Origin of the sequence: Haloferula sp. (genome assembly GCF_049672945.1) — a bacterium.
Lineage (GTDB): Bacteria > Verrucomicrobiota > Verrucomicrobiia > Verrucomicrobiales > Akkermansiaceae > Haloferula.
The window spans coordinates 23,903-49,643 of sequence record NZ_JBATWY010000119.1 but is presented as its reverse complement, the minus strand read 5'-3'; the positions used below and the strand labels follow the sequence as shown (position 1 = coordinate 49,643).

At 57.2% G+C, this 25,741-nt stretch carries 22 protein-coding genes; 5 read left to right on the top strand and 17 right to left on the bottom strand.

Annotation, left to right across the window (positions count from 1 at the left end):
- Positions 1 to 95: 95 nt before the first annotated feature.
- Positions 96 to 1,901, top strand: a complete 1,806-nt coding sequence (locus tag WBG04_RS10480) for a hypothetical protein (RefSeq protein WP_424314380.1) — start codon at positions 96 to 98, stop codon at positions 1,899 to 1,901.
- Between the two features lie 6 nt (positions 1,902 to 1,907).
- Here WBG04_RS10480 and WBG04_RS10475 read toward each other — a convergent pair whose 3' ends face one another.
- The 10 genes from WBG04_RS10475 to WBG04_RS10430 all read right to left on the bottom strand — a co-directional run bounded on the left by WBG04_RS10475 (position 1,908) and on the right by WBG04_RS10430 (position 14,301).
- Positions 1,908 to 2,519: an HNH endonuclease gene (locus tag WBG04_RS10475; protein ID WP_424314379.1), complete on the bottom strand. Its 612-nt coding sequence runs from the start codon at positions 2,517 to 2,519 to the stop codon at positions 1,908 to 1,910.
- Between the two features lie 142 nt (positions 2,520 to 2,661).
- The gene (gene phoU / locus WBG04_RS10470; RefSeq protein WP_424314378.1) at positions 2,662 to 3,375 is read right to left on the bottom strand and encodes a phosphate signaling complex protein PhoU; all 714 of its coding nucleotides are present in this window, start codon (positions 3,373 to 3,375) and stop codon (positions 2,662 to 2,664) included.
- Between the two features lie 18 nt (positions 3,376 to 3,393).
- Positions 3,394 to 4,191: a phosphate ABC transporter ATP-binding protein PstB gene (gene pstB, locus WBG04_RS10465; protein ID WP_424314377.1), complete on the bottom strand. Its 798-nt coding sequence runs from the start codon at positions 4,189 to 4,191 to the stop codon at positions 3,394 to 3,396.
- On the bottom strand, positions 4,191 to 4,952 hold the full coding sequence (pstB, locus tag WBG04_RS10460; protein WP_424314376.1) for a phosphate ABC transporter ATP-binding protein PstB: 762 nt from the start codon (positions 4,950 to 4,952) through the stop codon (positions 4,191 to 4,193). The genes pstB (WBG04_RS10465) and pstB (WBG04_RS10460) overlap by 1 nt, the downstream gene beginning before the upstream one ends.
- Positions 4,952 to 6,574, bottom strand: a complete 1,623-nt coding sequence (gene pstA, locus WBG04_RS10455; RefSeq protein WP_424314375.1) for a phosphate ABC transporter permease PstA — start codon at positions 6,572 to 6,574, stop codon at positions 4,952 to 4,954. The genes pstB (WBG04_RS10460) and pstA overlap by 1 nt, the downstream gene beginning before the upstream one ends.
- A 9-nt stretch (positions 6,575 to 6,583) precedes the next feature.
- The gene (locus WBG04_RS10450) at positions 6,584 to 8,848 is read right to left on the bottom strand and encodes an ABC transporter permease subunit (protein WP_424314374.1); all 2,265 of its coding nucleotides are present in this window, start codon (positions 8,846 to 8,848) and stop codon (positions 6,584 to 6,586) included.
- Between the two features lie 82 nt (positions 8,849 to 8,930).
- Positions 8,931 to 9,884, bottom strand: coding sequence for a PstS family phosphate ABC transporter substrate-binding protein (locus WBG04_RS10445; protein WP_424314373.1), 954 nt, complete (start codon positions 9,882 to 9,884; stop codon positions 8,931 to 8,933).
- 198 nt (positions 9,885 to 10,082) lie between these two features.
- Positions 10,083 to 11,384 carry a hypothetical protein gene (locus WBG04_RS10440; RefSeq protein ID WP_424314372.1) on the bottom strand — a complete coding sequence of 434 codons (1,302 nt, stop codon included), beginning with the start codon at positions 11,382 to 11,384 and terminating at the stop codon, positions 10,083 to 10,085.
- A 305-nt stretch (positions 11,385 to 11,689) separates the two neighbouring features.
- Complete coding sequence (locus tag WBG04_RS10435) at positions 11,690 to 12,949, bottom strand: hypothetical protein (protein ID WP_424314371.1); 1,260 nt, start codon at positions 12,947 to 12,949, stop codon at positions 11,690 to 11,692.
- A 164-nt stretch (positions 12,950 to 13,113) separates the two neighbouring features.
- Complete coding sequence (locus tag WBG04_RS10430) at positions 13,114 to 14,301, bottom strand: cation:proton antiporter (RefSeq protein ID WP_424314370.1); 1,188 nt, start codon at positions 14,299 to 14,301, stop codon at positions 13,114 to 13,116.
- Positions 14,302 to 14,571: 270 nt separating this feature from the next.
- Between WBG04_RS10430 and WBG04_RS10425 the strand changes: the two genes are divergently transcribed.
- Entirely contained in the window at positions 14,572 to 14,709 is a 138-nt protein-coding gene (locus WBG04_RS10425; protein ID WP_424314369.1) for a hypothetical protein, read from the top strand.
- A gap of 8 nt (positions 14,710 to 14,717) precedes the next feature.
- On the opposite strand, the gene WBG04_RS10420 is transcribed toward WBG04_RS10425, so the two are convergent.
- Genes WBG04_RS10420 through WBG04_RS10410 form a run of 3 tightly spaced genes read right to left on the bottom strand, consistent with a single transcriptional unit; the run spans position 14,718 to position 17,237 of the window.
- Positions 14,718 to 16,154, bottom strand: a complete 1,437-nt coding sequence (locus tag WBG04_RS10420; RefSeq protein WP_424314368.1) for a hypothetical protein — start codon at positions 16,152 to 16,154, stop codon at positions 14,718 to 14,720.
- Positions 16,154 to 16,876, bottom strand: a complete 723-nt coding sequence (locus tag WBG04_RS10415) for a hypothetical protein (protein ID WP_424314367.1) — start codon at positions 16,874 to 16,876, stop codon at positions 16,154 to 16,156. Before WBG04_RS10415 ends, WBG04_RS10420 begins: the two co-directional genes overlap by 1 nt.
- 43 nt (positions 16,877 to 16,919) lie before the next feature.
- Positions 16,920 to 17,237 carry an FmdB family zinc ribbon protein gene (locus WBG04_RS10410; RefSeq protein WP_424314366.1) on the bottom strand — a complete coding sequence of 106 codons (318 nt, stop codon included), beginning with the start codon at positions 17,235 to 17,237 and terminating at the stop codon, positions 16,920 to 16,922.
- A gap of 113 nt (positions 17,238 to 17,350) precedes the next feature.
- On the opposite strand from WBG04_RS10410, the gene WBG04_RS10405 reads away from it, so the two are divergent.
- Genes WBG04_RS10405 through dtd form a run of 3 tightly spaced genes read left to right on the top strand, consistent with a single transcriptional unit; the run spans position 17,351 to position 18,772 of the window.
- Positions 17,351 to 17,956 (top strand): L,D-transpeptidase family protein, encoded by a 606-nt coding sequence (locus tag WBG04_RS10405; protein ID WP_424314365.1) that lies wholly within the window; start codon positions 17,351 to 17,353, stop codon positions 17,954 to 17,956.
- Positions 17,953 to 18,315, top strand: a complete 363-nt coding sequence (locus tag WBG04_RS10400; RefSeq protein WP_424314364.1) for a rhodanese-like domain-containing protein — start codon at positions 17,953 to 17,955, stop codon at positions 18,313 to 18,315. Before WBG04_RS10405 ends, WBG04_RS10400 begins: the two co-directional genes overlap by 4 nt.
- Positions 18,316 to 18,319: 4 nt before the next feature.
- Positions 18,320 to 18,772, top strand: a complete 453-nt coding sequence (dtd, locus tag WBG04_RS10395; protein WP_424314363.1) for a D-aminoacyl-tRNA deacylase — start codon at positions 18,320 to 18,322, stop codon at positions 18,770 to 18,772.
- Between the two features lie 4 nt (positions 18,773 to 18,776).
- Here the strand turns inward: dtd and WBG04_RS10390 are convergent, their stop codons facing one another.
- From WBG04_RS10390 to WBG04_RS10375, 4 genes are all read right to left on the bottom strand, one after another.
- Positions 18,777 to 19,940 (bottom strand): DUF4332 domain-containing protein, encoded by a 1,164-nt coding sequence (locus tag WBG04_RS10390; protein ID WP_424314362.1) that lies wholly within the window; start codon positions 19,938 to 19,940, stop codon positions 18,777 to 18,779.
- Positions 19,941 to 19,989: 49 nt separating this feature from the next.
- Positions 19,990 to 22,707 carry a valine--tRNA ligase gene (locus WBG04_RS10385; RefSeq protein WP_424314361.1) on the bottom strand — a complete coding sequence of 906 codons (2,718 nt, stop codon included), beginning with the start codon at positions 22,705 to 22,707 and terminating at the stop codon, positions 19,990 to 19,992.
- Positions 22,708 to 23,010: 303 nt separating this feature from the next.
- Positions 23,011 to 24,834: a transcription termination factor Rho gene (rho, locus tag WBG04_RS10380; protein WP_424314360.1), complete on the bottom strand. Its 1,824-nt coding sequence runs from the start codon at positions 24,832 to 24,834 to the stop codon at positions 23,011 to 23,013.
- 11 nt (positions 24,835 to 24,845) lie between these two features.
- Positions 24,846 to 25,598 (bottom strand): YebC/PmpR family DNA-binding transcriptional regulator, encoded by a 753-nt coding sequence (locus WBG04_RS10375; RefSeq protein WP_424314359.1) that lies wholly within the window; start codon positions 25,596 to 25,598, stop codon positions 24,846 to 24,848.
- Positions 25,599 to 25,741 lie beyond the last annotated feature (143 nt).

Here is a 25,741-nt window from a genome sequence, read left to right as displayed (position 1 = left end):
GTCGTGGGGAGTTCGGATCCTCAACCGCTCAGAAATTCACCTGACAAGCGGCCGCTCCCATGGCACTTTGCCCCCGCCTTGCTTCGGACTCGTTTATGAAAACCCCTCGGTATCCAGCCATTTGGCTACTGCTTTGTTCCCTTGCCTGCCCGTCCCCGGCGGCAACGAATCCGACTTTCAGTGGTTTGGGCGATCTTCCGGGCGGAAACTTCCGATCCTCAGTCACGGGGATTTCTGGCGATGGCACCACGGTTTCCGGCAGCAGCAGCTCCGAACTCAGCGCCGCCCGATCCCAGGATGCCGAGGCCTTCCGTTGGCGGGCGGAAGAAGGAATCGTCGGTCTCGGTTTCCTGCAAAGCACCGTTCGTCCGCTCTTTTCTCCGCCAGTCTCGGTTTCGAATGGCCTGACGGGCGATGGCAACAGGATTGTCGGTAGTGGGTTCTTCAAGACGACCGGCCTTGACCCCTTCCCCGACCGCCGCGCGGTCTACTGGAACGATCAGAATGCCATTTTCGCTCTGCCGCTCCTCTCCTCCGCCAGCGGCAGCTTCACGACCTCGGACGCCTTCGCTATCTCGAATAATGGCACGACCATCGTCGGTGAGAGCTCTTCTTCAGGAGGTGTCCGCGCGGTTAGATGGAACATCAATTCAAGCGGGACCGCGAGCGTCCTGAGCCTTGGAGTGCTTCAGACTCCTCCCCAAGAATCAGGAAATCAACTGAGCCGCTCATCTTCCGCTCTAGCCATTTCAAGTGATGGTCTGACCATCGTCGGCTCGAGCGGCTACATCGTTTCCAACGTGGAAACCATCTACCCTCCGCCCTACACCTACCACGACATCGACGAATTCGGTAATCTGAAGTATGACCGCTTTGGGAACCCTGTCTACGTAACCATATTCCCCGAACCCTATGAATCCATCACCCCTGTGGAACAGGGCACAGAGGCATTCGTCTGGAGATCCAGCGGCGGGATCCAAAGACTCGGTGACCTTCCGGGAGGCGGCTGGTCATCGGAGGCCAGCGCCGTTTCCAGCGATGGCTCGGTCATCGTCGGCTATGGCTCAACTTCGAGCACTGAAATCGAGGGCCTGAGATGGGTCAATCAAGTCATGACTTCCGTCGGCGACCTGCCCGGCGGATCGAAAAATTGCAGACTCCATGATGTCACCGGAAGTGGATCAATCGCGGTCGGCTCGGGACATGACGAAGGCGGACAGACCGCCGTCATCTGGGATGAAATCAACGGCCTCAGAAAGCTTTCAGATTTGCTCGTGAATTCCGGATTCGACATCACCGGATGGAATCTAACATCAGCCGTGGGAATTTCAGCGGATGGTGACGTCATCGTTGGCAACGGCATCAACCCGCTGGGCAAGCCTGAAGCATGGCGGGTTTCCGGTGCTTCTATTCTATTTTTGCCACCTGAACCGGAACTGCCAAAAGTCACTCTCAGCATGGGTAAGGTCATTACTTTCCCAACCCAACCTGGAAACAACTACCAGGCGGAATACTCGGTCAACCTCATCGATTGGATTCCCTTCGGCGACGTCCACTCAACCGTGGGAGCCGCCACTTCGTCGACCCACGCTGTTGTGGATTCCGAATTCCCTGAGCTGGAAAAATTCTATCAGGTCACGCTCTTGCCCGGCTCGGCCTCGACCTTCGCCCCCGGCATCACGGAAAGTGAAGGAGCCGTGATCTCTTTTCAATCCATTCCTGGTCTGAGCTATCAAGCCAAGTATTCGACGGATCTGACCAACTGGACGAACTTCGGGGCCCCCATCTCCAGTTTAGGCAATGCCAACGGGATCATCCAGACGGTCTTCGAGACCATGCAGGTTCTGCCGAAGCCTGCTCAGCCGTGTCGCTTCTACAAACTGGACGTCACCGGCCTTTAGCCATCGTCAAGCCGACATTCGAACAGACTTTGGATCTGGATCGAGGAATTGCCGCCAGCTCTCATCGTGCCCACCGCGATCCTTGAGGCCAAACATCGGCCGCCACCGTGGTATCGCCGGCTTCGACAGGGGAAACATGTTCGCTTCGTGCGGCAGCTTGTTCGCTTTCCGCGTGTTGCAGCGAATACAGGAAGTCACGATGTTCTGCCAGGTCGTTGGGCCTCCCTTGTCTCTCGGCAGCACATGGTCCAGATTGAGATCCGGTTCAGGGAATATCTTGGCGCAGTACTGACAGGTGAACTTGTCCCGCAAAAAGACATTGCGACGTGTCAGTCGAACTTCCATGCGGGGAATCCGATCATAAAGCGAAAGCACGATGATCCGCGGCACCCGAATCGCCATCCGTACACTGTGGATCAGCTCTTCGACCAAGGCCGAAGATGAATGCTCGACCCACGACTCAAGATTGTGTGTCCGATACTGTTCGTCGCCATCCGTCTGCACCACTTGCGCATGACCGAGACAGAGCAACTTCAAGGCACGCCTTGCCGAGCAGGTCTGCACGGGCTGCCAGAACCGGTTGAGCACGAGGACCGAATGATCGAGTAGAGTCACCACGCTTTTTCCAAGAATTGCAGGGGAAACTAGCAGTCATCGGCCAAGTGCCAAGGTTCAAATCATGAAAAAATACGGAATTCCAGACTACCCGAATTCCAGAAGAGCCAGCACCGCCCGTCCTATCGAATAAAAAGCACACGCATTACTCGTCTCCCTCCTCCGCGACTACCTCCGCTGCGAGCTTGCGATCATGTCGAATGTCCTGTGCAGATCCGAGAAAGACTGAATCCTCACCAATATTCACTGCCAAATCACCCACCCGCTCAAGTGAGCGAGCAACGAAAATCAGATGCAACAAATCCTCAGCACGTTCACCACCCTCCTCAAGCAAACCACTGAGCGTTGAGATCACGTTCTTGTGCAAGCGGTCCAACTCCTTGTCCCTTTCATTCAAAGACGCTCCCAATGAAGAATTACGATCCGTGTAGGACTCAATGGCGTCACGCAGGATCTTGTCCGCAATCCCGTAAACCGGCTCAATCAACTTGATCTCACTGAGCTCCGATCGCTTCAGCATCTTCTTGGCCCGCTTGGCAATGTTCACGGCATGATCCGAAACCCGTTCAAGGTTCGCCGCGATCTTCATCGAACTGATCACCAATCGCAGATCACTCGCCACAGGATGAAAACGCACTAGAATGTCCATTCCCGTCGAATCAATACTTCGCTGAAGATCATCCACATCGCTGTCATCGGCGACGACTGCCTTACAGCGATCCAAATCCCTCTCAAGCAAACCCTGAATTGCTCGCTCCAGATTCAACCGCGTCTGACCAGCCATGGCGATGACCTCCCGGCGAAGGTAGCGGATCGCTTCGTCAAATTCGCGAATGATGTGGGGTGATTCCGGATGCATGATGTTCTTCTAAATGATTCAGCCAAAGCGGCCGCTGATGTAGTCTTCCGTTTCGCGACGCTTCGGATTCGAAAAGATGGCGCTGGTTTGGTCGTATTCAACCAGTTCTCCAAGATAAAAGAAAGCGGTCTTGTCCGAAACGCGGGTCGCCTGCTGCATGTTGTGAGTCACGATCACAATCGTGAACTCCCGACGCAGCTCGAGAATGAGCTCCTCGACCTTGGCCGTCGCAATCGGATCCAAGGCGGAACATGGTTCGTCCATCAGCACGATTTCAGGCCGGACGGCAATCGCGCGGGCAATACACAGGCGCTGCTGCTGTCCACCGGAGAGACCGAAGGCGCTCTCGTCGAGACGGTCCTTCACCTCATCCCATAGCGCCGATCCCTTCAATGCCTTCTCCACAATACCATCCATCTCACCCTTATCCACCACGCCAGAAATCCGCGGACCATAGGCGACATTCTCGTAAATCGAACGCGGGAAGGGATTGCTCTTCTGAAACACCATCCCGACACGACGTCTCAGCTCGACCGGGTCGACCTCGGGACTGTGGATCTCCGAGCCATTGACATGAATGGTTCCCTTCGTCACCCGGGCACCGGGCACCAGATCGTTCATCCGATTGAAGCAGCGGAGCAGGGTCGACTTTCCACAGCCGGAAGGTCCGATGAAAGCCACGATCTCCCTCGGCGGAACCTTCAGATCGATCCCCTTCAGGGCCATCGAATCACCATAGCAGAAATCCACCCCGTCCACCTCGATGACTGAAGTGGCTTTCTCGGTGCTCTCCTGGGTCTGGATTGTATCGTGCATCAGCTGAAGCGACCGGAGATATAGGACTCCGTTTCCTTTTCCTGAGGGTTCTCGAAAACCTGGCGGGTTGGAGCATACTCGATGAGCCTTCCCATGTAGAGAAAAGCCGTCCGGTCCGAGCAACGGGTCGCCTGCTCCATGTTGTGGGTCACGATCACAATCGTAAACTGCTCCTTCAGCTCACGAATCAAATGCTCGATTTTGAGCGTTGCCGTGGGATCCAGCGCCGCACAGGGCTCATCCATCAAAAGGATCTCCGGCTGATTGGCGATGGCTCTGGCAATGCATAGCCGCTGCTGCTGCCCGCCGGAGAGGCCGAAAGCACTGCTGTGGAGGCGATCTTTTACTTCATCCCACAGCGCCGAGGCGCGGAGTGATCTTTCAACTACTTCGTCCAGCTCCTTCTTCCCATTCCGTCCTGCCACTCGCAGACTGAAGACGACATTCTCATAGATCGTCTTGGCGAAAGGATTATACTTTTGGAACACCATCCCCACCCGTTTCCTCAGGGAAATCACCTCCACCTTCGGATCATAGAGGCTTTGGTCATTCAATCGAATGTCGCCCTCATGCCGAACTCCATCAATCAGGTCATTCATGCGGTTCATGTTCCGCAGCAATGTCGACTTGCCACATCCCGATGGTCCGATCAGCGCAGTCACCTGGCGCTCCGGAATATCCATGTTGATACGGTGCAACGCCTGCTTCTCACCGTAGTGAAAGCTGAAGTCATCAATCGCAATGAAATCCTCCCGGGGCATTAGAAACTACTGGTAGCGTACTTCTTTCGAAGGTGGTTGCGGATCATGATGGCGGTGAGATTCATGACCACCACAATGGTGATCAAAAGCAGCGTCGTGGCGAACACCATGGGCTTGGCCGCTTCGGAATCCGGTGACTGGAAACCCAGATCATAAATATGAAATCCAAGATGCATGAACTGCCTCTCGGCGTGAATGAAGGGCGCCACGCCATCAATCGGCAGATCCGGCGCACTCTTCACGACGCCGACCAGCATCAGCGGTGCCACTTCCCCCGCTCCACGAGCCATCGCAAGGATCACCCCGGTCAGAATCCCCGGCAAGGAAGCGGGAAGGACCACCCGCTGAATCGTCTGCCACTTCGAAGCTCCACAAGCCAGAGCCGCCTCGCGCACTCCACGCGGCACGGCGGCGAGCGCCTCCTCCGTCGCCACGATCACCACGGGGACGGTCAGCAGGGCCAGAGTGAGCGAAGCCCATAGGATTCCTCCACTCTTGAAAACCGGCTCCTGGAGGTCCGAGTAGAACCAGTCGTCGACCACGCCACCCACGAAGTAGATGAAGAACGCGAGACCAAACACTCCGAACACGATCGACGGCACGCCGGCGAGATTGTTTACCGAAATCCGCACCGCCTGCACGAGTGGCCCCTGCTTGGCATACTCGCGCAAATAGATCGCCGCAATGACGCCGAAGGGTGTCACAAAGATGCTCATGATCAGGGTCATCACCACCGTGCCGAAGATCGCCGGATAGACACCTCCTTCCATGTTCGCCTCGCGCGGGTTGGAACTCAGAAAACTCCAGATCCGGCGAAAGGTCTCACCAACTCGCTCAAAAAATCCTGCCTTATTCGGTTGGAACACATCCAGCAACTCACCCGTCGCAATCGTGATGTCCCTCCCGTCGACGGATTCCATGACGAATTGATCCGCCTCCAATCGTTCTCGAATCTCCAACCTCTCTTTGTCGAACTCGGCATACTCAGCCTGCAGCGTTGCGAGCTCCGCCTCGATCTCCGGTGAGCTTCCGTTGAGCCGCTCCTGATTTTTCAACTCCTTGACCCGCCCACTATTCCTCCCAATCTCCCCTTTCTCGATTCCCTCAAGCTCCTCGCGCAGCTGTTTGCGAGATTCGATCTCACCCGCGATCCGCGACATGAATTCCGGATCCGATGCTTCAAGACGCACACCCTCGCCAAACTCGATCGCGACCGCCCGGCCAATCGCCCTCCCCCCCTCAAGTCTTTCTACAACCAGCAAATCCTCAGGCTCGCTGCTCGACTTGATGTTGGCCCGGTCGAGGTAAACGAAGCTTTCCCCATAGAGGTGCCGGTTTCCACGGAAAACCTGGATCTCCTCGTGATAGACGCCGGACATGTCCCGCCGCTCGCGTTCCTGAGACACATACCCGCCTACCGCCAGCTCTGTGCCATCCTGATCGACTTCGAAGACAACCAGCCTGTTCGGCCAGAAGCTCTCCATCCCCTTCACCACAACCAAGCCTAACAAACCGAGTGTTAGAACCACACCGATCGCCAGACCAGCTGCCGTCAACCATACCAGAGGCTCACCGATACGTGATCGCCCGGTTGTCGCAAATGCTTGCTTTGAGTCAGCCATCGGAAAGGGTCAGACGAGTTTATTCTTTTCGCGAAGATGCTGGCGCAGCACTTCGGCAACGCTGTTCAGGATGAAGGTCAGCACGAAAAGAACTAGGGCACCCAGGAAGAGCGTCCGGTAGTGGGTCGATCCCGGCGCGGCTTCAGGAAGCTCAACCGCGATATTTGCCGAAAGCGTGCGCATCCCCGAGAAGATGTTCCACTCGGTGACCGGAGTATTTCCGGTCGCCATCACTACGATCATCGTTTCTCCCACCGCACGGCCAAAGCCGATCATCAGAGCCGAGAAGATCCCTGGAGATGCCACGGGAATGATGATCGAGCGCACCACCTGCCAACGACTGGCACCCAGCGCCGAGGCGGCGGCGGTCAAGGTCTTGGGAACGTTTGAAAGCGAGTCCTCGGAGATGGTGAAGATCACGGGAATCACCGCGAATCCCATGGCGAAGCCCACCACCAGCGAATTCCGCTGGTCGTAAGAGGATCCCGTCGCCTGCGGCCACCAAAGCCTGAAGTCCGCGATCGTCGCTCCAGTCGTCGGATCCTTATAGACGAAGAGCAGCTTCTCGAGCGCCGGGCCGAGCGACCAGGCAAGATAGCCAACACCAAGAAGAACCGGCAGCAGCACCATCCATTCCCGACCTCCCTCGAATTTTCCACGCACCGCCATCGGCTGACGACTCCAGACCACGCCAACGAGCAGGGCCGAGATCGGGAGCGACAGGCACACGAGAATGATCGATGGAACCTTGTCGTCGAGAATCGGTGCCAGCCAAATCCCCGCAAGAAAGCCGAGCACCACCGAAGGGAGCGAAGCCATGATCTCCATCGCCGGCTTTACCACCCGCTTCATGTCAGCCGGAAGAAATGCCGCGGAAAACACCGCCGCCAGCAGCGCGATCGGCACCGAGAACAGCAGCGCGTAAAAGGTTCCCTTCAATGAGCCAATGATCAGCGGAACCAGCGATAGCTTGGGTTCGAAGTCATCCGAACCTCCCGTGGATTGCCACTGATAGACCGGCTCCGAGCCCCCTTCATACCAGACCTTACCAAAGAAGGCGGTAAACCCGGCCTCCGGGTGATGGTCTTCAAAAGAGAAGCGCTGCACCTGCCCTTCCGCACCCGCGATGAAGAAATGCTCGTTCTTGCCATCGATCGCCGCACTTACCGCCTCGAACTCCGCCCCCCCCTGCCACCGGACCGTTCCCGATGTCAGGTGACGAATCGAAAGATCGCCTCCCGCTCCTGTTAGGAAAGCCTTCTTCCTGAGACTCGCTGCAAAGATCGGCACGCCTTCACCAATCTCCGGAAAGGTCTTCGTCTGACCAAACACTCGATCACTGGAGCCTTCCGGACGAAAGAGACTGAACACCCGCTGTTCTCCATCGACCGCCGTCATGGCCACCGACACGCCACCGAAGAGATAGTCCATCCTGGCGACTTCCTTCCCGCCGAAGGGCTGAAAGGTCTGCGTCAAAGTCGGCTCACCGGCCTCAGTTAGAAAATAGCAAACGGTTCCATCGGCCTTTCCGATCAGAACCGCTTTTCCGTTCTGCGAAGCTGCAATGGAGGTCACCTCACCACCGACTGTTTCCGTCAAATCATTGACCCCGAGCTTGGTCAGTTTGGCCTTTCCAATCAGTGACTTCTTCTGGCCAAGCCGGATCACCGAAATCCCGCGCTCCCGCGCGACCAGAATGATGCGCTTGCTGCCACCATCCCCATAGCCAAGCTTCTTCACCGCGCCCTCGCCGCTTCCCACTTCAAACCACGGCTCCGCTTCGACCGAGGTCACCACGGTCCGCTTCCCATCGTCGGAGAACTCCGTTTTGTAAACCACGAGGAACGACCCCACCCGACCATCGGCAAGCCCCACTGCTATCCGTTGATGCACGGGATCATAGGACGCCGCCGTGACCTCGACCCCCTCGAGCGACGGCACCGGGATCACTTCACGACTGCCGTCCTCCAGATTCAGAATAACGATCTCCGCATCTCCACGGTAGAGAAACGGACGTTCGCCCCACTCATCCACCCCAATCAAAAGCGGCTTGCCGCCCGGAGTTTCGATCACCTTCTCCGCCTCGACATGGGCCTTCGAGAAGAGCGGGATAATCTCCTTCACGATGAAGAAGAAGATCCCGAAAACCGCCAGAATGACGGCCAAACCGCCGATGCTGATCAGATGAGTCATCACCCGATCGAGCCACAGCGTTCCCTTCGAAACCTCGAATCGCTTCGGGTCGGGTGCAGGCTGATGGTCGGGAGATGTCATCCTGATGAGTGCTCGGCCTCAAGGCATGAAACCCGCTCCAAAGTCGTCCCCCGACTCCCGAACAGGCTCCAAGCTGCTTCGACTATTTCGAAAGCGAATCCACGATCTCCTGAGCCAACTCAGCCGGCATCGGGAAGTAGCCGTCCTGCTCGACAATCGTCTGGCCTTCCTTCGAAAGCACATAAGTCAGGAATTGCAGGGGCGCAGCAGGCAGCGCGGCTCCAGGCTTCTTATTCACATAAACGATGAGGAAGCGTGCCAGCGGATAGTCACCCGAAAGGGCGTTGTCATAAGTGGCATCAAAGAACTCACCTCCATCGCTCGAAAGCGGAAGTGTGCGGACTCCCGAAGTCTTGTAGCCAATCCCCGAGTAACCCAGCGCATAGAGGTCGCCGCCGATTCCCTGCACGACCGCAGACGAACCCGGTTGCTCTTTAACGGTCGCCTTGTAGTCGCCCTTGCCGAGCACATTCTCCTGGAAGAATCCGTAGGTGCCGGAAGCGGAGTTGCGGCCATAGAGTGAAATCGGACGACCTTTCCAGGCGTCCATCCCGAGTTGACCCCACTCCGTGATGTCCTCACCACCAAGCTTCCGCGTGCTGGAGAAAATTCCATCGACCTGCTTGAGGGTGAGACCCTTGAGGGGATTGTCCTTATGCGCAAAAACGGCGAGCGCGTCGATTGCGACCCGGACTTGAGTCGGTTTGTAACCGAACTTCTTCTCGAAAGCATCGATCTCCTCGGCCTTCATCGGACGGCTCATGGGACCGAATTGCGCGGTGCCTTCCATCAGCGCTGGCGGCGCGGTGGAGGAACCCTTCCCTTCGATCGAAATGGTGACGTTCGGGTAGGCTTTCTTGAAACCCTCAGCCCAGAGCGTCATCAGATTGTTGAGCGTGTCGGAACCGACGGACGAAAGGCTGCCGGAAACACCGCTGACGGTTTTGTAGGACGGAAGCGTTTCATCGATGTGCGATTCGGCGGCGGTGGCTACCGCGGCAGAGGCGGCAAGAATACTTAGAACGAGACGATTCATTTTGTTCGTGTGGTATGTGTTTTTCTTTGATTTCCGGACCACGCCCAGACGCGGTCGATGGACAATAAATGGAGTAAGATTGGCGACTTGCGCTTGGTGACGACAATGTCACCGAGTCAAATCCTGCAGTCTGCCGAAAACGTCACCCGGTGGCGTCAATCAAGACGACGCTGGGCAAACATGCAGACAGCCTGGCGATCAGAAGTAAGTCCGGAAACCAAACCAGCTTGTCAGAGCGGAATACTCCCCCTCGGTTCCGACGCCCGGGGTATTCAAACACTCATACTCAAGCCCGACCTGAAGCTTCACGTTGTTGCCGCAGAGGTAGTAATTCACCCCACCATAAATCGAGTGATGCGCATTTCCCCGGCCACCATTGATGCCCCGGTTGGCCACTGGACCATTATCTGCACGCGCATAGCGGCTGTAGACACGAATCCCCTCATCTTCGGACGAGCCCTGATACTGGTATCGGAGCACGCCTTGGACCTTGTTATCGATGAACCAATAGTACGGCATGACAACGATGGCCCAGAAGTCGCCTCCGCGACTCGGGTTCAGCACTCCGTTTTTGACTCCACCGTTGTCACCATAGATAAAATCTCCAATCAGGCCCCATTGACCCACGTCATAGACAGCCGAAAGCGAGGTCACCCACTTGTAGCGGAAAAGACTATCGTCACCTTGAGTGACATCGGCATTGTTATAAATGATGTCCCATTGAAAACTCAGTTCCTCACTGGCTACGTATCCAACACCAAGCCTGTAAGCCAAACCGTCGTTCCAACCGCCAATGAACTCGGTATTACCTCCAAGTGGAGTGAGGGCATCGGTGCTGTAAAGTGAGGCCCAGATATTCCAACCGTTCTTCTCGGCGTTGAGCGTCACGCCCGTCGGCAAGCCACCAAAGAAGACCGTGTTGGCAATTGCCGAACGCTCGACAGTGAGGAGCCTCTTCGACGATGTCCAAGCCTCGTTCGTAATCTCGTTCTTGAGGCGACCATACATCAGGGACAAGCCATCGAGCGAATCCACATTGAACGCCTTCTTGATATCGAAGGTAATGTGAGCCTGGTCGAAGTTATCGTAACCCCAACGGACCTTGCCGCCACCGAAGGGCGCCGCAGCGACCAGATTGGTTGTATCCCTGACCATGTTCACATAAGCCTGCAGTTTGAAGTATTCAAAAATCTGCGCGCTGGCGTTCAGACGGAAACGGCGAAATTCCGTGTGGGATTCACCAAACGTGTATCCGTTCACATCATCACCTGACAGGTAGGCGGCATTCCAATGGAAGCGGCCCCCGAAACCGAACTCTTGGATGAAGGGGTTCTCTGAATTTTTGTAGAGGGTGCCCGGCTTGCTCGAAAGCCACTCGCACCAGTCGCCGTTCGAAGCCGGCTCGGTCGCTGGGATGATCGCTGGAGGCTCACCGGCCATCGCCGACACCTGGCTCAGACAGAAGCAGACGACGGGAAGACCCGCCCGAATGGCATGCATGGATTTCTTCATAGCTCGTATAATTCGTAAACCGATAGGCCCTCACCGAGGAACGGCGGGGTTCTATTATGGCAGCTTCGTCACACAGGAACCATCCCTCGTGACATTTCCGTCACATTCGCCAATCGCGGGCCGAAATTCACGTAACTCATTGAATTCTAGATATTTCTACGATGGATTCAGCTCCCGAATCCGACTTGATAACGGGTCACTATGTGACGAAACCGCTGACCTTGTCACCTGAATCCGCTCCCTGCACCAGCTCAAAGACGGCAAATCAACAGTCGACTTGGTGGCTTGTGAGCCTACTTCATGGAGACCACCTGCCAGTTGGTCTCCGCAAATCCCGTCGCGGCAGCCTTGCTCATCTGTCCAGTGGTCAGCAGCCGCTTCCTGGCACCCGTGAGGTCGTCGCGGCGTGCGAAATCAGCCACTTGCTGGGTCCAGGAAACGTAGTCCACCGGTGCGGCAATCTCCAGATAGTCATCCGCCGCAAGACCGGCCGGCAGACGACCGAAGAGTTTGACCGCCACGTAAGGTGTCGTCGCGTGCCTGGCAGCAAGTTGATTCAGGGCCGTGTGAAAGAAAACAACCTGCCGGTACTGCTCCAGTCCAGCAGCAGATTGAACAATCTCCACCCTGCCCGGCCCAGGCGGCATTTTGCTCAAGGTGGTGAGAATCCCATGTCGCAGCGAGATCGTCAGAGCAGGATTCATGAAAACTTGATCGATCACTGGCTCCGGCACCTCCATCGCCTGCATCATGACCCGGTCCCGCAACGCCAATTCCCCCGGCGTCACATCATAAATATCCTCGGGAAGCCCCAGGGTTTTCGTCGCCGTCAAGGCCACTGATGCTCCGCCCGAAACCACGGTCGCACCAATTCTAAGCGGTAGACCCCCCGCAAAAAACGCCCAAGTGACCTTGTCCATTTCTTCCTGAAGCAGTTTGTTGTCAGAGTAGGGATCCACTCCAAGCTGCCGCGCGGTGTCGAGTTTCGCTTTATCAAAGCCGGCGATACTCTTCGCAGCATTTCCGACGCCACGCCCCGCCGTGGCCCAGTCTTCCCCTGTGACCTCACCATCGGATTCATCGAATTTCTTGCCTACCTTCCTCGCCGTGTTTCCAATCGAACTTCCGACCTTGCTGAAGAAGTGACCCACGGTCTTCGGCAATTTCTTCACGGACTCTCCGGGTTCGGCGACAATGTTCTTCACCGCATCGATCGGTGCCTCAACCGAGCGCTTCAGCCCCTCCGCAAACAGGTCGCTGCGGCTGACTTTCAAAAGTTTGGCAATGGCCTCGATCTCGACGATCTGCTGGCTCACGTGCTGCCTCCCGACGCAGTTGAAGACCCCATAGTCGGAATCGATGGTGAAGTGCATCATGTATCCGTCGCTTGGCACCGAGTCACGAACTCGGAAGTGCGGGCCTTGAAGCTGATCCGGGGGTAAGACCTTCAGCGCGGAGAATACCGGCGGAATCTCATACGCCTGGGGAATCTGCGCCGACGCAACTCCAAGTACCATCCCCGCCATGATCCAACCGACAATCGCATTTTTCATGCTTCGTTTCTTCGACTCTGCGGATCGCTTGTCAAGCATCCGCACCTCATCTTGATCATCCTCGAGACGAGATCCTTTTTCACCATGACCCGCAGTGGGCAACCAAGGATCATCCAAATCCCCCGGGGCAGAGCTCGAATTTGAACTTACCTTCAGCGTCTGGCCTAATTCACCGACCCACCCGTAAGCCGGGCATGCAGCCGAATACCCGGCAGCGCGCTGATCCCATGGGCGAAGATGCTGACGAGCACCGTAACCATCACCACCGCACGAGTAATCTGCTCGCCGGGAAGGTTCGCTTCCTGTTCCAGATAAACCAGGCCAAGGACGATCGAAGCCAGTCCACGCGGACCGAACCAGCCCATAAAGGCCACGGTTTCCTTGCGTAGGCCGGTGCCGATGAGTGACGCCGCGACCGGGATCATCCTTACCACCGTCAGACTGAGCAGCGCATAGAAAAAGGATGCCACCGTCAGCAGCTGATGGTCTCTGGAAATGAACAACCCAAACATGAAGAACACGGACAGATTCAAAATCTGTCCCCATTCTTCCGTAAACTCAACGCTATGCTTTCCCGCGTGCTTGAAGCGGACCTGAACGAAAAGTCCGGCGGTGAACGCAGCGATAAACATGCTGGCTCCGACTTTTTCGGAAATGATCAGACAGAATATCGGCAGCGTGACCACCGCGAGCTGGAGGAATGTCTCCACCATCCACCCACGACGGCGGGCGAGCGCAAGAATCCCACCTCCAACGAGACCGATGATCGCTCCGACCACGATGCCCAGCCCGAGCTGTTCACCAACGAAACGAGCGAAGCTTGGTTCACCATCACTGACCGCCGCCATTGCGATGAAAAACAACAGAAAGGGCACAGACAGTCCGTCGTTCAAACCGGCCTCGACATTGAGTGCCTCCCTCACCCGCGTCGGCACGAGCTTGTTCGTCACGATGACCTGGCCGAGACCCGCATCCGTAGGCGCGAGAATCGCGGAAATGATGCCTGCTTCCCAGATCGTGAGCGAAGGAAACACCAGCTTCGCGAGCAGCATGCCAAGACCGATGGTCAACAGCATGCCGACACTCAGCAGTCGCGCAGGCAAGGCGCGGATGTTCTTGAGCAGCCTGAGATCGGTGCGACTGGCATCCGTGAACAAGAGCAGCACCAACCCGATCTCGGCGAGGGTGAGAAAGACGTGGGCGTCCACCTTGGTTTCCGCAACCGGAACGATCGGATAAATCAGAATACCGGCGAACGTGAAGATCATCGGCGCGGTAACGACCGATTTTTCAATTCTTGCCGAAATCAGGCTGACTATGAAAAGCAACGTGATGAAGATGGAAATCAGCATGACGCCATGGTGAGTTTTGCCTGCCCGCCGGGTCGATATCGAAATCAATCACGGGGCAAAATGGGCTAGATGAAGCCAAGTCCGCCAAATCCTTTCCTCCGTCTCTGACGCTCCGAATGAGCGCCGTCAAAAACCTTTGCATCTGCTCCCTGATCGAAGCCGTGCCCGACCGCACCAGGACCATCGATCTCAAACAGGTCAACGCCGTCCTTCTCCAGCCCCCTCCGGCGTCAAAACCGAACCGGCGAACTCACCCAGTGGAACAACGACATGCGTGGCAAACGGATTTGTGAAATGCCGCTCGAACTCCGGGAGTTCCTTGAAGGCCATCTTCCCGAGTTGATCCCGGCCAACAAGGTCGTCTCCTGCTGGTTCCTCGTCCACCACATCGAGGAGAACCGGATCTGATCCCCACCTTAGCGTCGCCGCTTCGGCCTTTCGTAGACCCTTTCCATCGTGTCGAGGTATTTGGAAACCGGATCCTCGCGTTCGGGACGAGGCCGCTCCTCCAACTCATCGATCAACTTGATGTAGTCGTCAAAGCTTCCACTCAACTCGGTGGCTTCGGCGATTTCCTTGAAGTCCAAAAAATCACGGGCACTGACCGCCAACTCCTGCATCCGCGTGCGATACGCGGCCAACTCCGTAAACGTCTCATCCAGTTCATCCAGTTTGCGGAAGCTGGCCCAATCGATGAGTGCCTGCTGGTAGTCAAAAATCAGCGGACGATACGAAGGGAAACAGCGGTAGCTCAGTCGTGTCAGGGCATCCTGCGCAGGCCGGGCGGCCGCGAAGCGTTCCGTTTCCTCATCGAGGGGAATCGATTCCCAGGCTTCAACCGGCACGGCAAGGAGCACGCCGTCCGGACCCCGGAAACGAATGATCAGCGCCTCTGAAAGCAACTTCTCGGTGTCACTCACACTCAACACTTCGGTGAGAGGGGCATCCGAAAGTTTGGCAAGCGTGAGCGCCCACCACTTCGCCAGACTCTGCTCGGAAAGATTCAGCTCCGGGAAATACTGCCGCATCAAGATCGGCATCTCGCCGTCGAAACGGGCGACTTCATTGCAGAATTTAACGAAGGCCTCCTGTCCCCGTGGCTGCTCAAGCAAGGCCATCACCATGGCACCCGAAAGTGCCTGAAACGCCACCCTCGAAGCACCATCCAAACGTTCGAAACCGGCTTCATTGATGCTCATCAGCTCATCGAGGGTGAACATTCCCTCCTGCTTGAAGACTCCCTCGTAGACTTTTCGATCTCCCCGGCCCGCACTCCACTTCTGCGCTTCGCGAAGCCCCTCGACCAGCCACACCGGCACCAGTAGCGGTGAATCCAGTGGACCCGGTTCGACATTCAGCAGACTGCGTTGGTAGAGCAGCCCCGAAAGAATGGCCCGCTCCATCCGGTCGCGATCGATGCCGCGGGCAAGGTCGACGTGGATCTCGAGAATGAAGGACTTGTTGGTGAAGCGCAGTTGGTAGGCCAGCGCCCGCTTGCGTGGAGGATCCCCCGCTTTTCCGTGGAGAAGGATCTCGATCGGCATGGTGACCGGCGGGTCTTGAAGCCCCATCATCTGGTTGAACTCTTGGCGGACGGCCTCGGCCTCCAAAGTCAGGGAACCCCGCTGCGCCTGCTCACCACCCGTGACTCCGAATTGCTTGCTCGCCGAGATGGCTCGCTCCGCAAGTTGGATTCCAGGATTGAACTTGGGCGGCTGGATTTCACTCGGGACCATCTCGTCCTCGGGCAAAACCGCATCGAGATCGAGCAGCGGCACCACCTCCGCGACTTCTTGCGCGGACGGCGAAGCCACCCCAAGAATGCTTACGGCAAGGAGGACGAGTCGCTTCATCAGAATCCCCCCGGCGCCATCATCTCACTGGTGTTGGGTTGCGGATCGAGCACCAGCTTGCCATCCACAATCGAAAACCGGGCCATTTCCTCAACGAAGTCCAAGGCCTCGACCGGTGTCTTCGAATCTGGATCACGAAAGACTCCAGCCAGCTTCTCAAACGCCGGCAGCACCAGCAGAAGAAATCCCTCCGGCACCGGCAGTTGGCCAAAGCGACCACCTACCCCAGGTCGCGGGATGCTCGGATGATACGGCCCCCGGTTGCGCACGATCTCCTTGCGAATCGTTCCATCCGGCAGCTCGCTCTGCTCGACTCGCAGGAACATCGAAAGCGTGAACGGATGGTCTGCAATGAGTCGGACCATGATGATTTCAGCATAGTCATCCTTCATGCGGATGCACACGTCCTCGAAGCTCACCTCACTCGCAAGGAGACCTCCTTGCTTCACCTCAAGTGAATCCCGTAGATAGAGATTGATGTCCTGTTCGTTCAAAGTCAGTTCATATCCCCCCTTGAGCGAATTCTCCAGAACGCTCTTGAGGTTGCGCGAGTCCTTACCTTCGGCGCGCGCCCCATACCCGGCGATGTCCGAAAGATCCTGCGGCTGCGAAATGAAAAACAGGGCTGTTGCCAAACCGCCAATGATGGCCAGAAGAAACAGCACCGCGAGTTTCCCCACGCATCCGCTCTTGGGTTCCGGAGCTTTTTCCTTATCGGCCATGAATCAGGGCTAGCAGAAAGTTTTGGTCGTGAAAAGCTTCGGCTCAGTCCGACGACTTCGATGATGTCGAAGCCGAAGACGATCCCGGCTTCGCTTCGCTCTTTGATTCGGACTTGGCTTCCGTCTTCGGTTTGCCCGCTTCGCTTTCCTTCTTCGCGCCGTCCTTGTAGGACTGCGAGCGGTAGTCCGTTTCATAAAAGCCACCACCTTTGAAAATGAGACCAGCACCCGTCCCGAGAAGCCGTTTGACCTTCCCCTCGCAAGCTTCCTCTGGGCAGTCCTCGAGTTTCGGATCATTCATGCTTTGAAACACCTCAAAGACATGTCCGCAGGTCTGGCACTTGTAGTCGTAGTTTGGCATGGTCGTTTTCGCTCGGCGCTTCAATAGCACTTCGCCGGGTGGGTGCAACCCCCGTCTCACACCTTGACCATCAGTGGAATGCGGTTATCTATGTCGCGCACCACACACCACCCATGAAAGCCGCAATCGCCGTTTCCATTCTCAGCATTCTCTTCAGCGCCTGCAACGTGTCTGACAGCGGAACCAGCCGCTATCTGGCCGCCTACGGCCCGACGCCCCAGCAGGAACGGGCGCCCACCGATCCGGGGGCTGCCCTGCCCGACGACATGTCCTACTGGGCGGGTGACGGAAAGAAGGGCGAAGCCCTGATCAGGATCAACCGGAAGCAACAGAAGGCCTACTTCTACAAAGGCTCCGAGCTCGTCGGAGTCTCCCGCATTTCCACCGGCGACGAAGGCCATGCCACCCGCCCCGGCAGATTCAAGGTCACTCAGAAAAGCCGTGACCACCGCTCCAGCCTCTACGGCGTGTTCAAGGAAAAGGGAACCGACCGGGTCGTGAATGACGACGTCGACACCAGCAAGGACAAGGTCCCTCCAGGATGCTACTACGTCGGAGCTCCGATGTGGAACTTCCTGCGCTTCGACGGCGGTATCGGTATGCACACCGGCTACCTCCCCGGCTACAGCGCATCGCACGGATGCGTCCGCATGCCGGACAAGATGGCCAGGAAGTTCTTCGACAACGCCAAGATCGGCACGCCGGTCATCGTCGAATGACCGCGGCAAATCCCCTGCCCGACCCTTCGGACGGATTCGAGCTGAGCGTCGAAAAGGTTTCGCTCCTTGCTCCGCTGATCGCCGATGGTTCGATCCTGCTGGTCGACTGTCGCGAGCAGGACGAGTGGGACTTCAATCATCTGCCGAACGCCATCCTTGTTCCGATGTCGCGCTTTCAGGAGGCCGCCAAGACACTGGCAAGCGCGGACAAGCCGGCCATCGTCTATTGCCATCATGGCATTCGTTCGCTGCAAGCCACGAGGTGGCTGCGTTCATGCGGACTGGAGCAGTGCTGGTCGATGCAGGGTGGCATCGACAACTGGTCGGATCGAATCGATACCACGGTTCCCAAGTACTAGACTGATGAGAGTTGTCATTCAGCGGGTCTCCGAAGCATCGGTCACCATTGACAATCAGATCGTTTCTTCGATTGGCCGCGGGCTGCTGGTTCTCCTCGGAATCGGTGAGGAAGACACGCCCGCGGATACCACCTGGCTGGTCGGAAAAGTCTGCCGCTTGAGGATTTTTGGCGACAATGAGGACAAGATGAACCTGTCGCTCGCTGAGATTGAGGGAGACGTCATCGTGGTCAGTCAGTTCACCCTCCATGCCCTGACCAGAAAAGGCAACCGACCCTCGTTCATCCGCTCCGCCAAGCCGGAGATCTCCGAACCACTCTACGAAGACTTCTGCAAAGCCATGGAGAGCGAGCTTGGAAAGCCCGTGGGCCGCGGACGCTTTGGTGCGGACATGAAGGTGGCCCTGATCAACGACGGTCCCGTGACCCTGGTGATCGATTCAAAAAACCGGGAATAGCAACCTACTCCTTGATCCGAATCGAGGTCCCGCAGAAGGTGCAGTTGAACCAGCGGAACAGCAGCGTCTGAACGGCCAGTGGGAAAATGTAACCCAGTCCGTAGACATGGTGGGCCTTCTTGTTTTTTCGACATTGCCGATGGACCAGCACCTGCTGACCACAGACGCGGCATTTCACGCCAAACGAAATCGTGAAATACATGATCCCGAGAATCGGCAAGGCCAGGGGAAACGCGATGATCCATGAAGGCACCCATTCCAATTTGGTGGGTGAGTGTTCGGTAATAATCAAAAGCGCTGCCGCAATGATGGCCAGAGGAACCGTGATCTGGAAGAGAGCCACCACCAGACATCCGAACCAGACCTTGTAGGGACGGTCGTGAAGCACGCCGCGAATGTACCTCCGCGTCCCGGGTTTCTTACCACGGTTGGTGCTCTCCCGGGTTGTCCGCAACAAGGTCAGCCGTTCGTCCCTGGTCTGTCGCCGCTTCTGAAGATGCGGATGCCCCTCTTCTTCCTCCGGCTCGTCTGGAAGATCCATCGTGCGAACCCGGGCGGTATCCAGCGTCCTCCGCGAACCCTTGTTCGAGCTTCTTCCGGAATCCGCAATCTTCACGACGCCGGCGTGCCGGCCTTTGGGAGAATTCTTCGAAACTGCAGCCCCGATCGTCCGTTGCTTCGCCGTCACCCTCACATCCAGATCGCTCTCGGCCCGATTGAGAACCGGTGCAATCGTGATCTCGGAAGGCGCAATCCCCTGCGCCGCAAGCATCCGGTTGGGAAGCGGAATCGCCAAGGGAGCCTGATCGAGCATTTCCCTGACGTCGGGGTCTTCCTCGAAATTCACCGGACCGGTCACCACCGCCTCAGGCTCGACTTCAAAATCGATGGCCTCCTTGAACGCATCTTCTTCGACCTCGGCCACTTCCGGCTCTGCGGGCAATTCTCCCGTCATCTCCTGAGCCTCAGAAATCCATCCCGCCACCACATCAAGTTCCGGCACCGACTTGACGAGCCGCAGCACCTCATTTGCCTTCTCGATCTCCGTGAGAACCTCTCCGGGCTGCGCCATGGCAAGCCGACGCGTGTCGACCCATCCAGCCGCTTCCAGCAGCTCGAAGTCACCGTCCCGGATTCCCTTGATGGATTTGAGGTTCTGAACTCCCATGGGTTTCGAAGACTGAGAGACTAGCGGTGGCCCGGGCGGTTACAAGCCATCATCCGAGGGCCTTGAGCATCTCTTTGAGCTGGGCCAGCTTCCCCTTCCACTCCTCGAGACGCTCCTTCTCCTGAGCCACCACTTCCGCCGGAGCGCGGTCAACAAAACTGGCATTTCCCAGTTTCCCCTCCGAACGCTTCAGCTCTTGCGCCATCTTGTCGATCTCCCGGGTGATCCGAACTCTTTCGGCTTCGACATCGATCAGCCCTTCCAGCGGCATCGCCACCTCACCGATCCCGGTCAGGGAAACCGGCGTGCCTTTTGGGCCTTCAAAGCCCTCATCGAGATCCACCGCACCGGCTCCCGCCAGCAAGCCAAGCACATCCTTTTCCTTGGCTAGCCATTCAGGTGATCCCTTGATCACAAAACGCACATCACGACGGCTGGCCACATTGTATTCGGCCTTCAGGTTCCGCAGCCTTCCTGCCGCTTCATAGACCGCCGTTGCCTTCGCAGACTCGGCGGCAATCTCTTCCACAGAAAGACCCACGAGCAGGGGTTCGTCGGGGAGTTCGGCATTCATCAGGAACTCACCCTCTTCCATGTAGCCCATCCTCTCCGATAGCTCCTCCGTGACGTGCGGCATGTAGGGATGAAGCAGCTGCAGATAGCGACTCATCACTGCGTCGAACACCGTCACAGTCACTGCGCGCGCTTCCGCCGAAGCATTGTCGCGCAGGTCACCCTTCACCGCCTCGAGGAACTTGTCGCAGAACTCACTCCACAGAAATTCGTAGAGCCGTTGCGCGATTTCTCCAAAACGATAGTCACCGTAGATCCGTGCGAGATCGGAGCTCAATTCGTCGAGCTTCGCCATGATGTCGAGGTGGAAGCAACGCGCATCACCCACGGTTTCGAATTCCTCATCATCGTCGGCTTCGTTGCCTTCAGGCAATTCGACCTCGCCCGCCATCTGACGGAAGCGACAGGCATTGTAGAGTTTATTGGCAAAGTTCCGACCTTCCTCGATCTGAACCTCGTCAAAGCGGACATCCGATCCCACCGGAGCGATCCGCAACAGACCAAAGCGCAGGCCATCCGCACCATACTTGTCCATGAGGTCGATCGGATCCGGAGAGTTGCCGAGCGATTTGCTCATCTTGCGTCCCTTCAGGTCGCGAATAATCGTCGTGAAATACACGTTCTTGAACGGCAGTTCACCGGCGAAGCGATAGCCCGCCATGATCATCCGGGCCACCCAGAAAAAGATGATGTCAGGACCGGTGACCAGATCAGTGGTCGGATAGAATTTTTTCAAGGTCTCACTTTCCTCACCAACACCCGCCATCGTCGCAAACGGCCACAACCACGAACTGAACCAGGTGTCCATCACATCATCATCACGGACCCAGTTGTCTTCGTCGGCCGGAGGATCAATGCCAACGTGGATGTCTCCCGCTTCGAGATCCGCCATGTTGAGCGACTCGGCATTTGTGAGATCGTCGAGCTTGTCCTTGCGATACCAGACGGGAATCTGATGACCCCACCATAGCTGACGACTGATGCACCAGTCCTGGAGGTTCTCCATCCAGTGGGCGTAGGTTTTCCGCCAGCGGTCCGGCCGCATCATGATGTCACCATTGGCCACCGCATCCGCCGACTCCTTGATGCATGGATACTTCAAGAACCACTGCATCGAAATGCGCGGTTCGATCGGCACGCCGGCTCGTTCGGAGTAACCGACGTTGTTGTCATACTCTTCAACCCCCAGCAACAAGCCCATCTCCTCAAGCTTCGCCGCCGCTTTCCTGCGCGCCACAAAGCGATCAAGGCCGTCAAGATCCGGGCAATCGGGGCAATTGACCGTTCCGTCCGGGTGGAGCACGTCGATGATCTCGAGATCGTGCTTCATGCCGATATCGAAATCAGCTTTGTCGTGCGCCGGTGTGATCTTCAACGCGCCGGTTCCAAATTCGATGTCGACATGATCATCGGCGATCACGGGAATCTCCGCTGCTGGAAACGGTCGTCGCACCTTGCGACCCACATAGTCCGCGTAGCGCGGATCCTTCGGGTTCACAGCCACCGCCACATCACCCATCAGCGTTTCCGGACGGGTCGTCGCGATCTTGAGGAACTCGCCGGGAGCATCCGCCAGCTCGTACTTCATGGTGTAAAGTTTCGACTTCCGCGGCGTCATGATGACCTCCTCGTCGGAGAGCGCCGTCAAGGATACCGGACACCAGTTCACCATCCGCTTGCCGCGATAGATGAGCCCTTCCTTGAAAAGATCCACGAAGACCTGGCTCACCCACTTGGTGTAATCCTCGTCCATCGTGAAGCGCTCACGCGACCAGTCGCAGGAACAGCCGAGTCGCTTGAGCTGCTTGATGATGATGCCTCCATGATGGTCCTTGAAGTCCCACACCTTCTCAAGAAAGGCCTCCCGGCCGAGATCGCGACGCGTCTTGCCTTCCTTTTCCCGAAGCTCACGTTCCACCTTCGCCTGGGTCGCAATGCCGGCATGATCCGTTCCAGGGAGCCAGAGCACTTCGTGGCCGGTCTGGCGGGCACGACGTGCCAGAATATCCTGCAGCGCATTGTTCAGAACATGGCCCAGATGGAGGATCCCAGTGACATTCGGCGGCGGGATGACGATCGAGTAGGCGGGCTTGTCGGAAGAGGCATCGGCTTCAAAGCACTTCCCCTCCAACCACGCCGCATACCACTTTTTCTCCACCTCTTGGGGCTCGTAGGCTTTGGACAGATCTGACATCGCGGCGGATGCTTGCCAGAGGGTCCCGACTTTGTAAAGGAGGGCGAGACTCAGTCAAAAAGCCCTCCTGCCGAAAAAAATGAGGCTCGACCGCTATCCCCTAGGAAAAAAACCCAAAAACCTAAGGAACGCTCGATCGAGCCTCTGGCTTTAAGGCCTGAGCCTCTCAGCAAATTTCAAAGGCCAGATGCGCTCGGCCTTTCACTTACTAAAACGCCGAAGCCGGGAATTTATTTCTGAAAAAGAGTCGAAATCGTACGATTTTTTCGCCGCCAGACCCATCCGGCTAGCCAAAAATGCACCCTAACCCTTGATTTCCAACAACATCTGAGGGTTGTTGGGGAATTTCTTCAGGAAGTAGAGGAGACGCTCCATGGCCTCCTCCGGCCGATGGCCCGAAAGACCACGGCGAATCATGTGGATTTTGTGGAGCGTATGCTCGGGAAGCAGCAATTCCTCACGCCGGGTGCCCGATTTGAAGATATCGACGGCTGGGTAAATGTAGTTCTCCGCGACTTTCCGATCGAGCACCAGCTCCATGTTGCCGGTGCCCTTGAACTCCTGGAAAATGGCATCGTCCGCCCGGCTGTTCGTCTGAATCAGCGCGGTCGCCAGAATCGTCAGCGATCCTGCTTCACGAGTATTTCGCGCCGCTGCAAAAAGCCGACGCGGCGTCTCCAGAGCTCCGACCATCACACCGCCAGAGCCAATCCCCCTTCCCTTGCCACGCATCCCACCATTGTAGGCCCGGGCCAGGCGGGTAATGGAATCCATCAAGAGAAACACATGCTGGCCGCCTTCCACCAGACGCTTGGCCCGCTCGATCGCGATTTCCGCAATCCGGGTGTGATTGCGCGGATGATCGTCATTCGAACTCGCATAGATCTCAGCTTCCGGCAGGCAGCGACGGAACTCGGTCACCTCCTCGGGGCGCTCGTCGACCAGCACGACCATCAGGTGCATCGTCTCATCGTGCAGCTCATTGACCGCCTCGGCGATATGGAGCAGCAAGGTCGTCTTGCCCGAACGCGGTGGTGAAACAATCAGACCTCGCTGACCTCTGCCCACGGGTGACATCAAGTCGACCACACGCGTCGTGTACCGATCCTGGGTCGTCTCGAGCGAGATACGCTTGTTGGGATTGATCGCCTTGAGCTCTTCGAAGGCGGGCAACTTGCGCGCCTCTTCCGGCGGCATCCCATTGATCGAAGTAATTTCAACCAGCTGGGGACCGCGTGGCCCCTCTTGAGTCAAACCGTGAATCCACACCCCCACCCGCAAGCCATGGCTACGGACAAGATCAGGAGAGACAAAGGCATCATCCTTGGCCTGTTCAAATTTCTTGGAGGCAAGGCGGAGGAAACCAAAACCCTTCGGCGCCATCTCCAACAGCCCATCCACTTCCACCTTCGGTCCTTCGAGAACCACCGGACGATCACGCATTTCGTTGTCATCCCGATTCCTCCCCTGCCGACCTTCGCCGCGGTTGTTGTCGCCACGGTTGTTGTCGCCGCGTTCACCACGATTGTTGTCGCCCCGATCACCACGATTGTTGTCGCTCCGATCACCACGACGCCGATTGCGACGTCGTTTCCTCCTTCGACCATCATCACGTTCCGAGCGCTCTCCGCCAACGTTGCGGTCATTCCCACCACGGTCATTCCCACCACGGTCATTCCCACCGCGGTCACTGCGACTCTGGCGATCTCCGTGCTCCTTCTTCTCGTCCCGATCACTCGGGCGTTCCCGCTTCTCAGGTTTTGAATCCTCCTGCTGACGCTCTTCGCGCTGCACCGGTCCCCCACCGGGAACCCGCCCAAAACGGACTGGCTCCGCACCTTCTCCAGAACTCTCGCCAACGGCGGACTTCTCCACAGGAGCGGATGGCTTCTCTTTCTTCTCAGGCTTTTCCCGCTCGGGGGCAGGCGTGTCCAGAGGAAGCGTCGCTTGCGCACTATCAACCGTTTTGGCCGACTTCTTCGCCACCTTTTTTGTCGCCTTCTTGGCAGCCACCTTCTTGGTCGCCTTTTTGCTAGCAGCCTTTCTGGCTGCTTTCTTTTTGACGGGGGGATCGCCCGCTTTGCTGGTCGCGGATTTTCGTGCTTCCTCGGTGGTATCGTCGCTCATTGGAAAAGGGTTCAGGCTTCAAGCAGCTCGACGATTTCGTCGGCGACTTCAAAATTGGTAAAAACATTCATGGTATCGGCGTAGTCGTCCAATAACTCGTAGAGCCGTAGTACTTCGCGGGCCCGGTGCTCGTTGCGAACCACCGTCGGATTCTGCGGAAGAAAGACAAGTTTCTCAGAGACCACCGTGCATCCCGCTTCACGAAGCTTCACTGCGACCACGTTGAGTTCTGTCGGCGCGGTGAGCACGATGTATTCGTCATCTTCACTCAGGACCTCATCGGCGCCGGCAAGGATTGCGATGTCCATCATCTGATCTTCTTCAAATCCCTCGGCCGCAATCCTGATCTCTCCCTTGCGGTCGAACTGGTAGGACACGCTGCCGGGGGGCGCGACGCTGCCGCCGTTCTTGGTAAAGATCGAGCGGATGTCCGCCGCCGTCCGGTTCAGATTATCGGTGGCAGCCTCGATGATGAACGCAACCCCTTCGGCACCATAACCTTCGTAGCTGACCTCCTGAATCGCTTCTCCGCCAAGTTCACCCGTGCCCTTCTTGACGGCACGTTCGATGTTGTCCTTCGGCATCGACACCGCCTTGGCGTTGTCGATCGCGGCACGCAGACGATGGTTCGAGCCAGGGTCGCCACCACCATCGCGCGCGGCGATGGCGATTTCGTGGGCACACTTGCTGAACACCTTGCCTTTGATGGCATCGACGCGAGCCTTGATGTGCTTCACCTTGGACCACTTGTTGTGACCGGCCATTGAACTTCTGTTGGAAGGGAGATGGCACCGGGACGGAAGAATCCTCCAGTCATGGGTGCCGCGAAAAAACGGGTTGAGCGAATGCGATTATCCCGGGAGAGGATCAATCCCTGACCGTTAGCCCAAAAGAGGCAGCAGGGTTT

Excerpts from the sequence above, each read along its gene's own strand:
- phoU (WP_424314378.1), bottom strand. The coding sequence starts at position 3,375 with ATGCATCCGGAATCACCCCACATCATTCGCGAATTTGACGAAGCGATC.
- WBG04_RS10390 (WP_424314362.1), bottom strand. The coding sequence starts at position 19,940 with ATGGGAGTTCAGAACCTCAAATCCATCAAGGGAATCCGGGACGGTGAC.
- WBG04_RS10440 (WP_424314372.1), bottom strand. The coding sequence starts at position 11,384 with ATGCATGCCATTCGGGCGGGTCTTCCCGTCGTCTGCTTCTGTCTGAGC.
- rho (WP_424314360.1), bottom strand. The coding sequence starts at position 24,834 with ATGAGCGACGATACCACCGAGGAAGCACGAAAATCCGCGACCAGCAAA.
- WBG04_RS10420 (WP_424314368.1), bottom strand. The coding sequence starts at position 16,154 with ATGAAGCGACTCGTCCTCCTTGCCGTAAGCATTCTTGGGGTGGCTTCG.
- pstB (WP_424314377.1), bottom strand. The coding sequence starts at position 4,191 with ATGCACGATACAATCCAGACCCAGGAGAGCACCGAGAAAGCCACTTCA.
- WBG04_RS10435 (WP_424314371.1), bottom strand. The coding sequence starts at position 12,949 with ATGAAAAATGCGATTGTCGGTTGGATCATGGCGGGGATGGTACTTGGA.
- WBG04_RS10425 (WP_424314369.1), top strand. The coding sequence starts at position 14,572 with ATGCGTGGCAAACGGATTTGTGAAATGCCGCTCGAACTCCGGGAGTTC.
- WBG04_RS10375 (WP_424314359.1), bottom strand. The coding sequence starts at position 25,598 with ATGGCCGGTCACAACAAGTGGTCCAAGGTGAAGCACATCAAGGCTCGC.
- dtd (WP_424314363.1), top strand. The coding sequence starts at position 18,320 with ATGAGAGTTGTCATTCAGCGGGTCTCCGAAGCATCGGTCACCATTGAC.
- WBG04_RS10415 (WP_424314367.1), bottom strand. The coding sequence starts at position 16,876 with ATGGCCGATAAGGAAAAAGCTCCGGAACCCAAGAGCGGATGCGTGGGG.
- pstB (WP_424314376.1), bottom strand. The coding sequence starts at position 4,952 with ATGCCCCGGGAGGATTTCATTGCGATTGATGACTTCAGCTTTCACTAC.
- WBG04_RS10430 (WP_424314370.1), bottom strand. The coding sequence starts at position 14,301 with ATGCTGATTTCCATCTTCATCACGTTGCTTTTCATAGTCAGCCTGATT.
- WBG04_RS10445 (WP_424314373.1), bottom strand. The coding sequence starts at position 9,884 with ATGAATCGTCTCGTTCTAAGTATTCTTGCCGCCTCTGCCGCGGTAGCC.
- WBG04_RS10405 (WP_424314365.1), top strand. The coding sequence starts at position 17,351 with ATGAAAGCCGCAATCGCCGTTTCCATTCTCAGCATTCTCTTCAGCGCC.
- WBG04_RS10480 (WP_424314380.1), top strand. The coding sequence starts at position 96 with ATGAAAACCCCTCGGTATCCAGCCATTTGGCTACTGCTTTGTTCCCTT.
- WBG04_RS10385 (WP_424314361.1), bottom strand. The coding sequence starts at position 22,707 with ATGTCAGATCTGTCCAAAGCCTACGAGCCCCAAGAGGTGGAGAAAAAG.
- WBG04_RS10410 (WP_424314366.1), bottom strand. The coding sequence starts at position 17,237 with ATGCCAAACTACGACTACAAGTGCCAGACCTGCGGACATGTCTTTGAG.
- pstA (WP_424314375.1), bottom strand. The coding sequence starts at position 6,574 with ATGGCTGACTCAAAGCAAGCATTTGCGACAACCGGGCGATCACGTATC.
- WBG04_RS10400 (WP_424314364.1), top strand. The coding sequence starts at position 17,953 with ATGACCGCGGCAAATCCCCTGCCCGACCCTTCGGACGGATTCGAGCTG.
- WBG04_RS10450 (WP_424314374.1), bottom strand. The coding sequence starts at position 8,848 with ATGACATCTCCCGACCATCAGCCTGCACCCGACCCGAAGCGATTCGAG.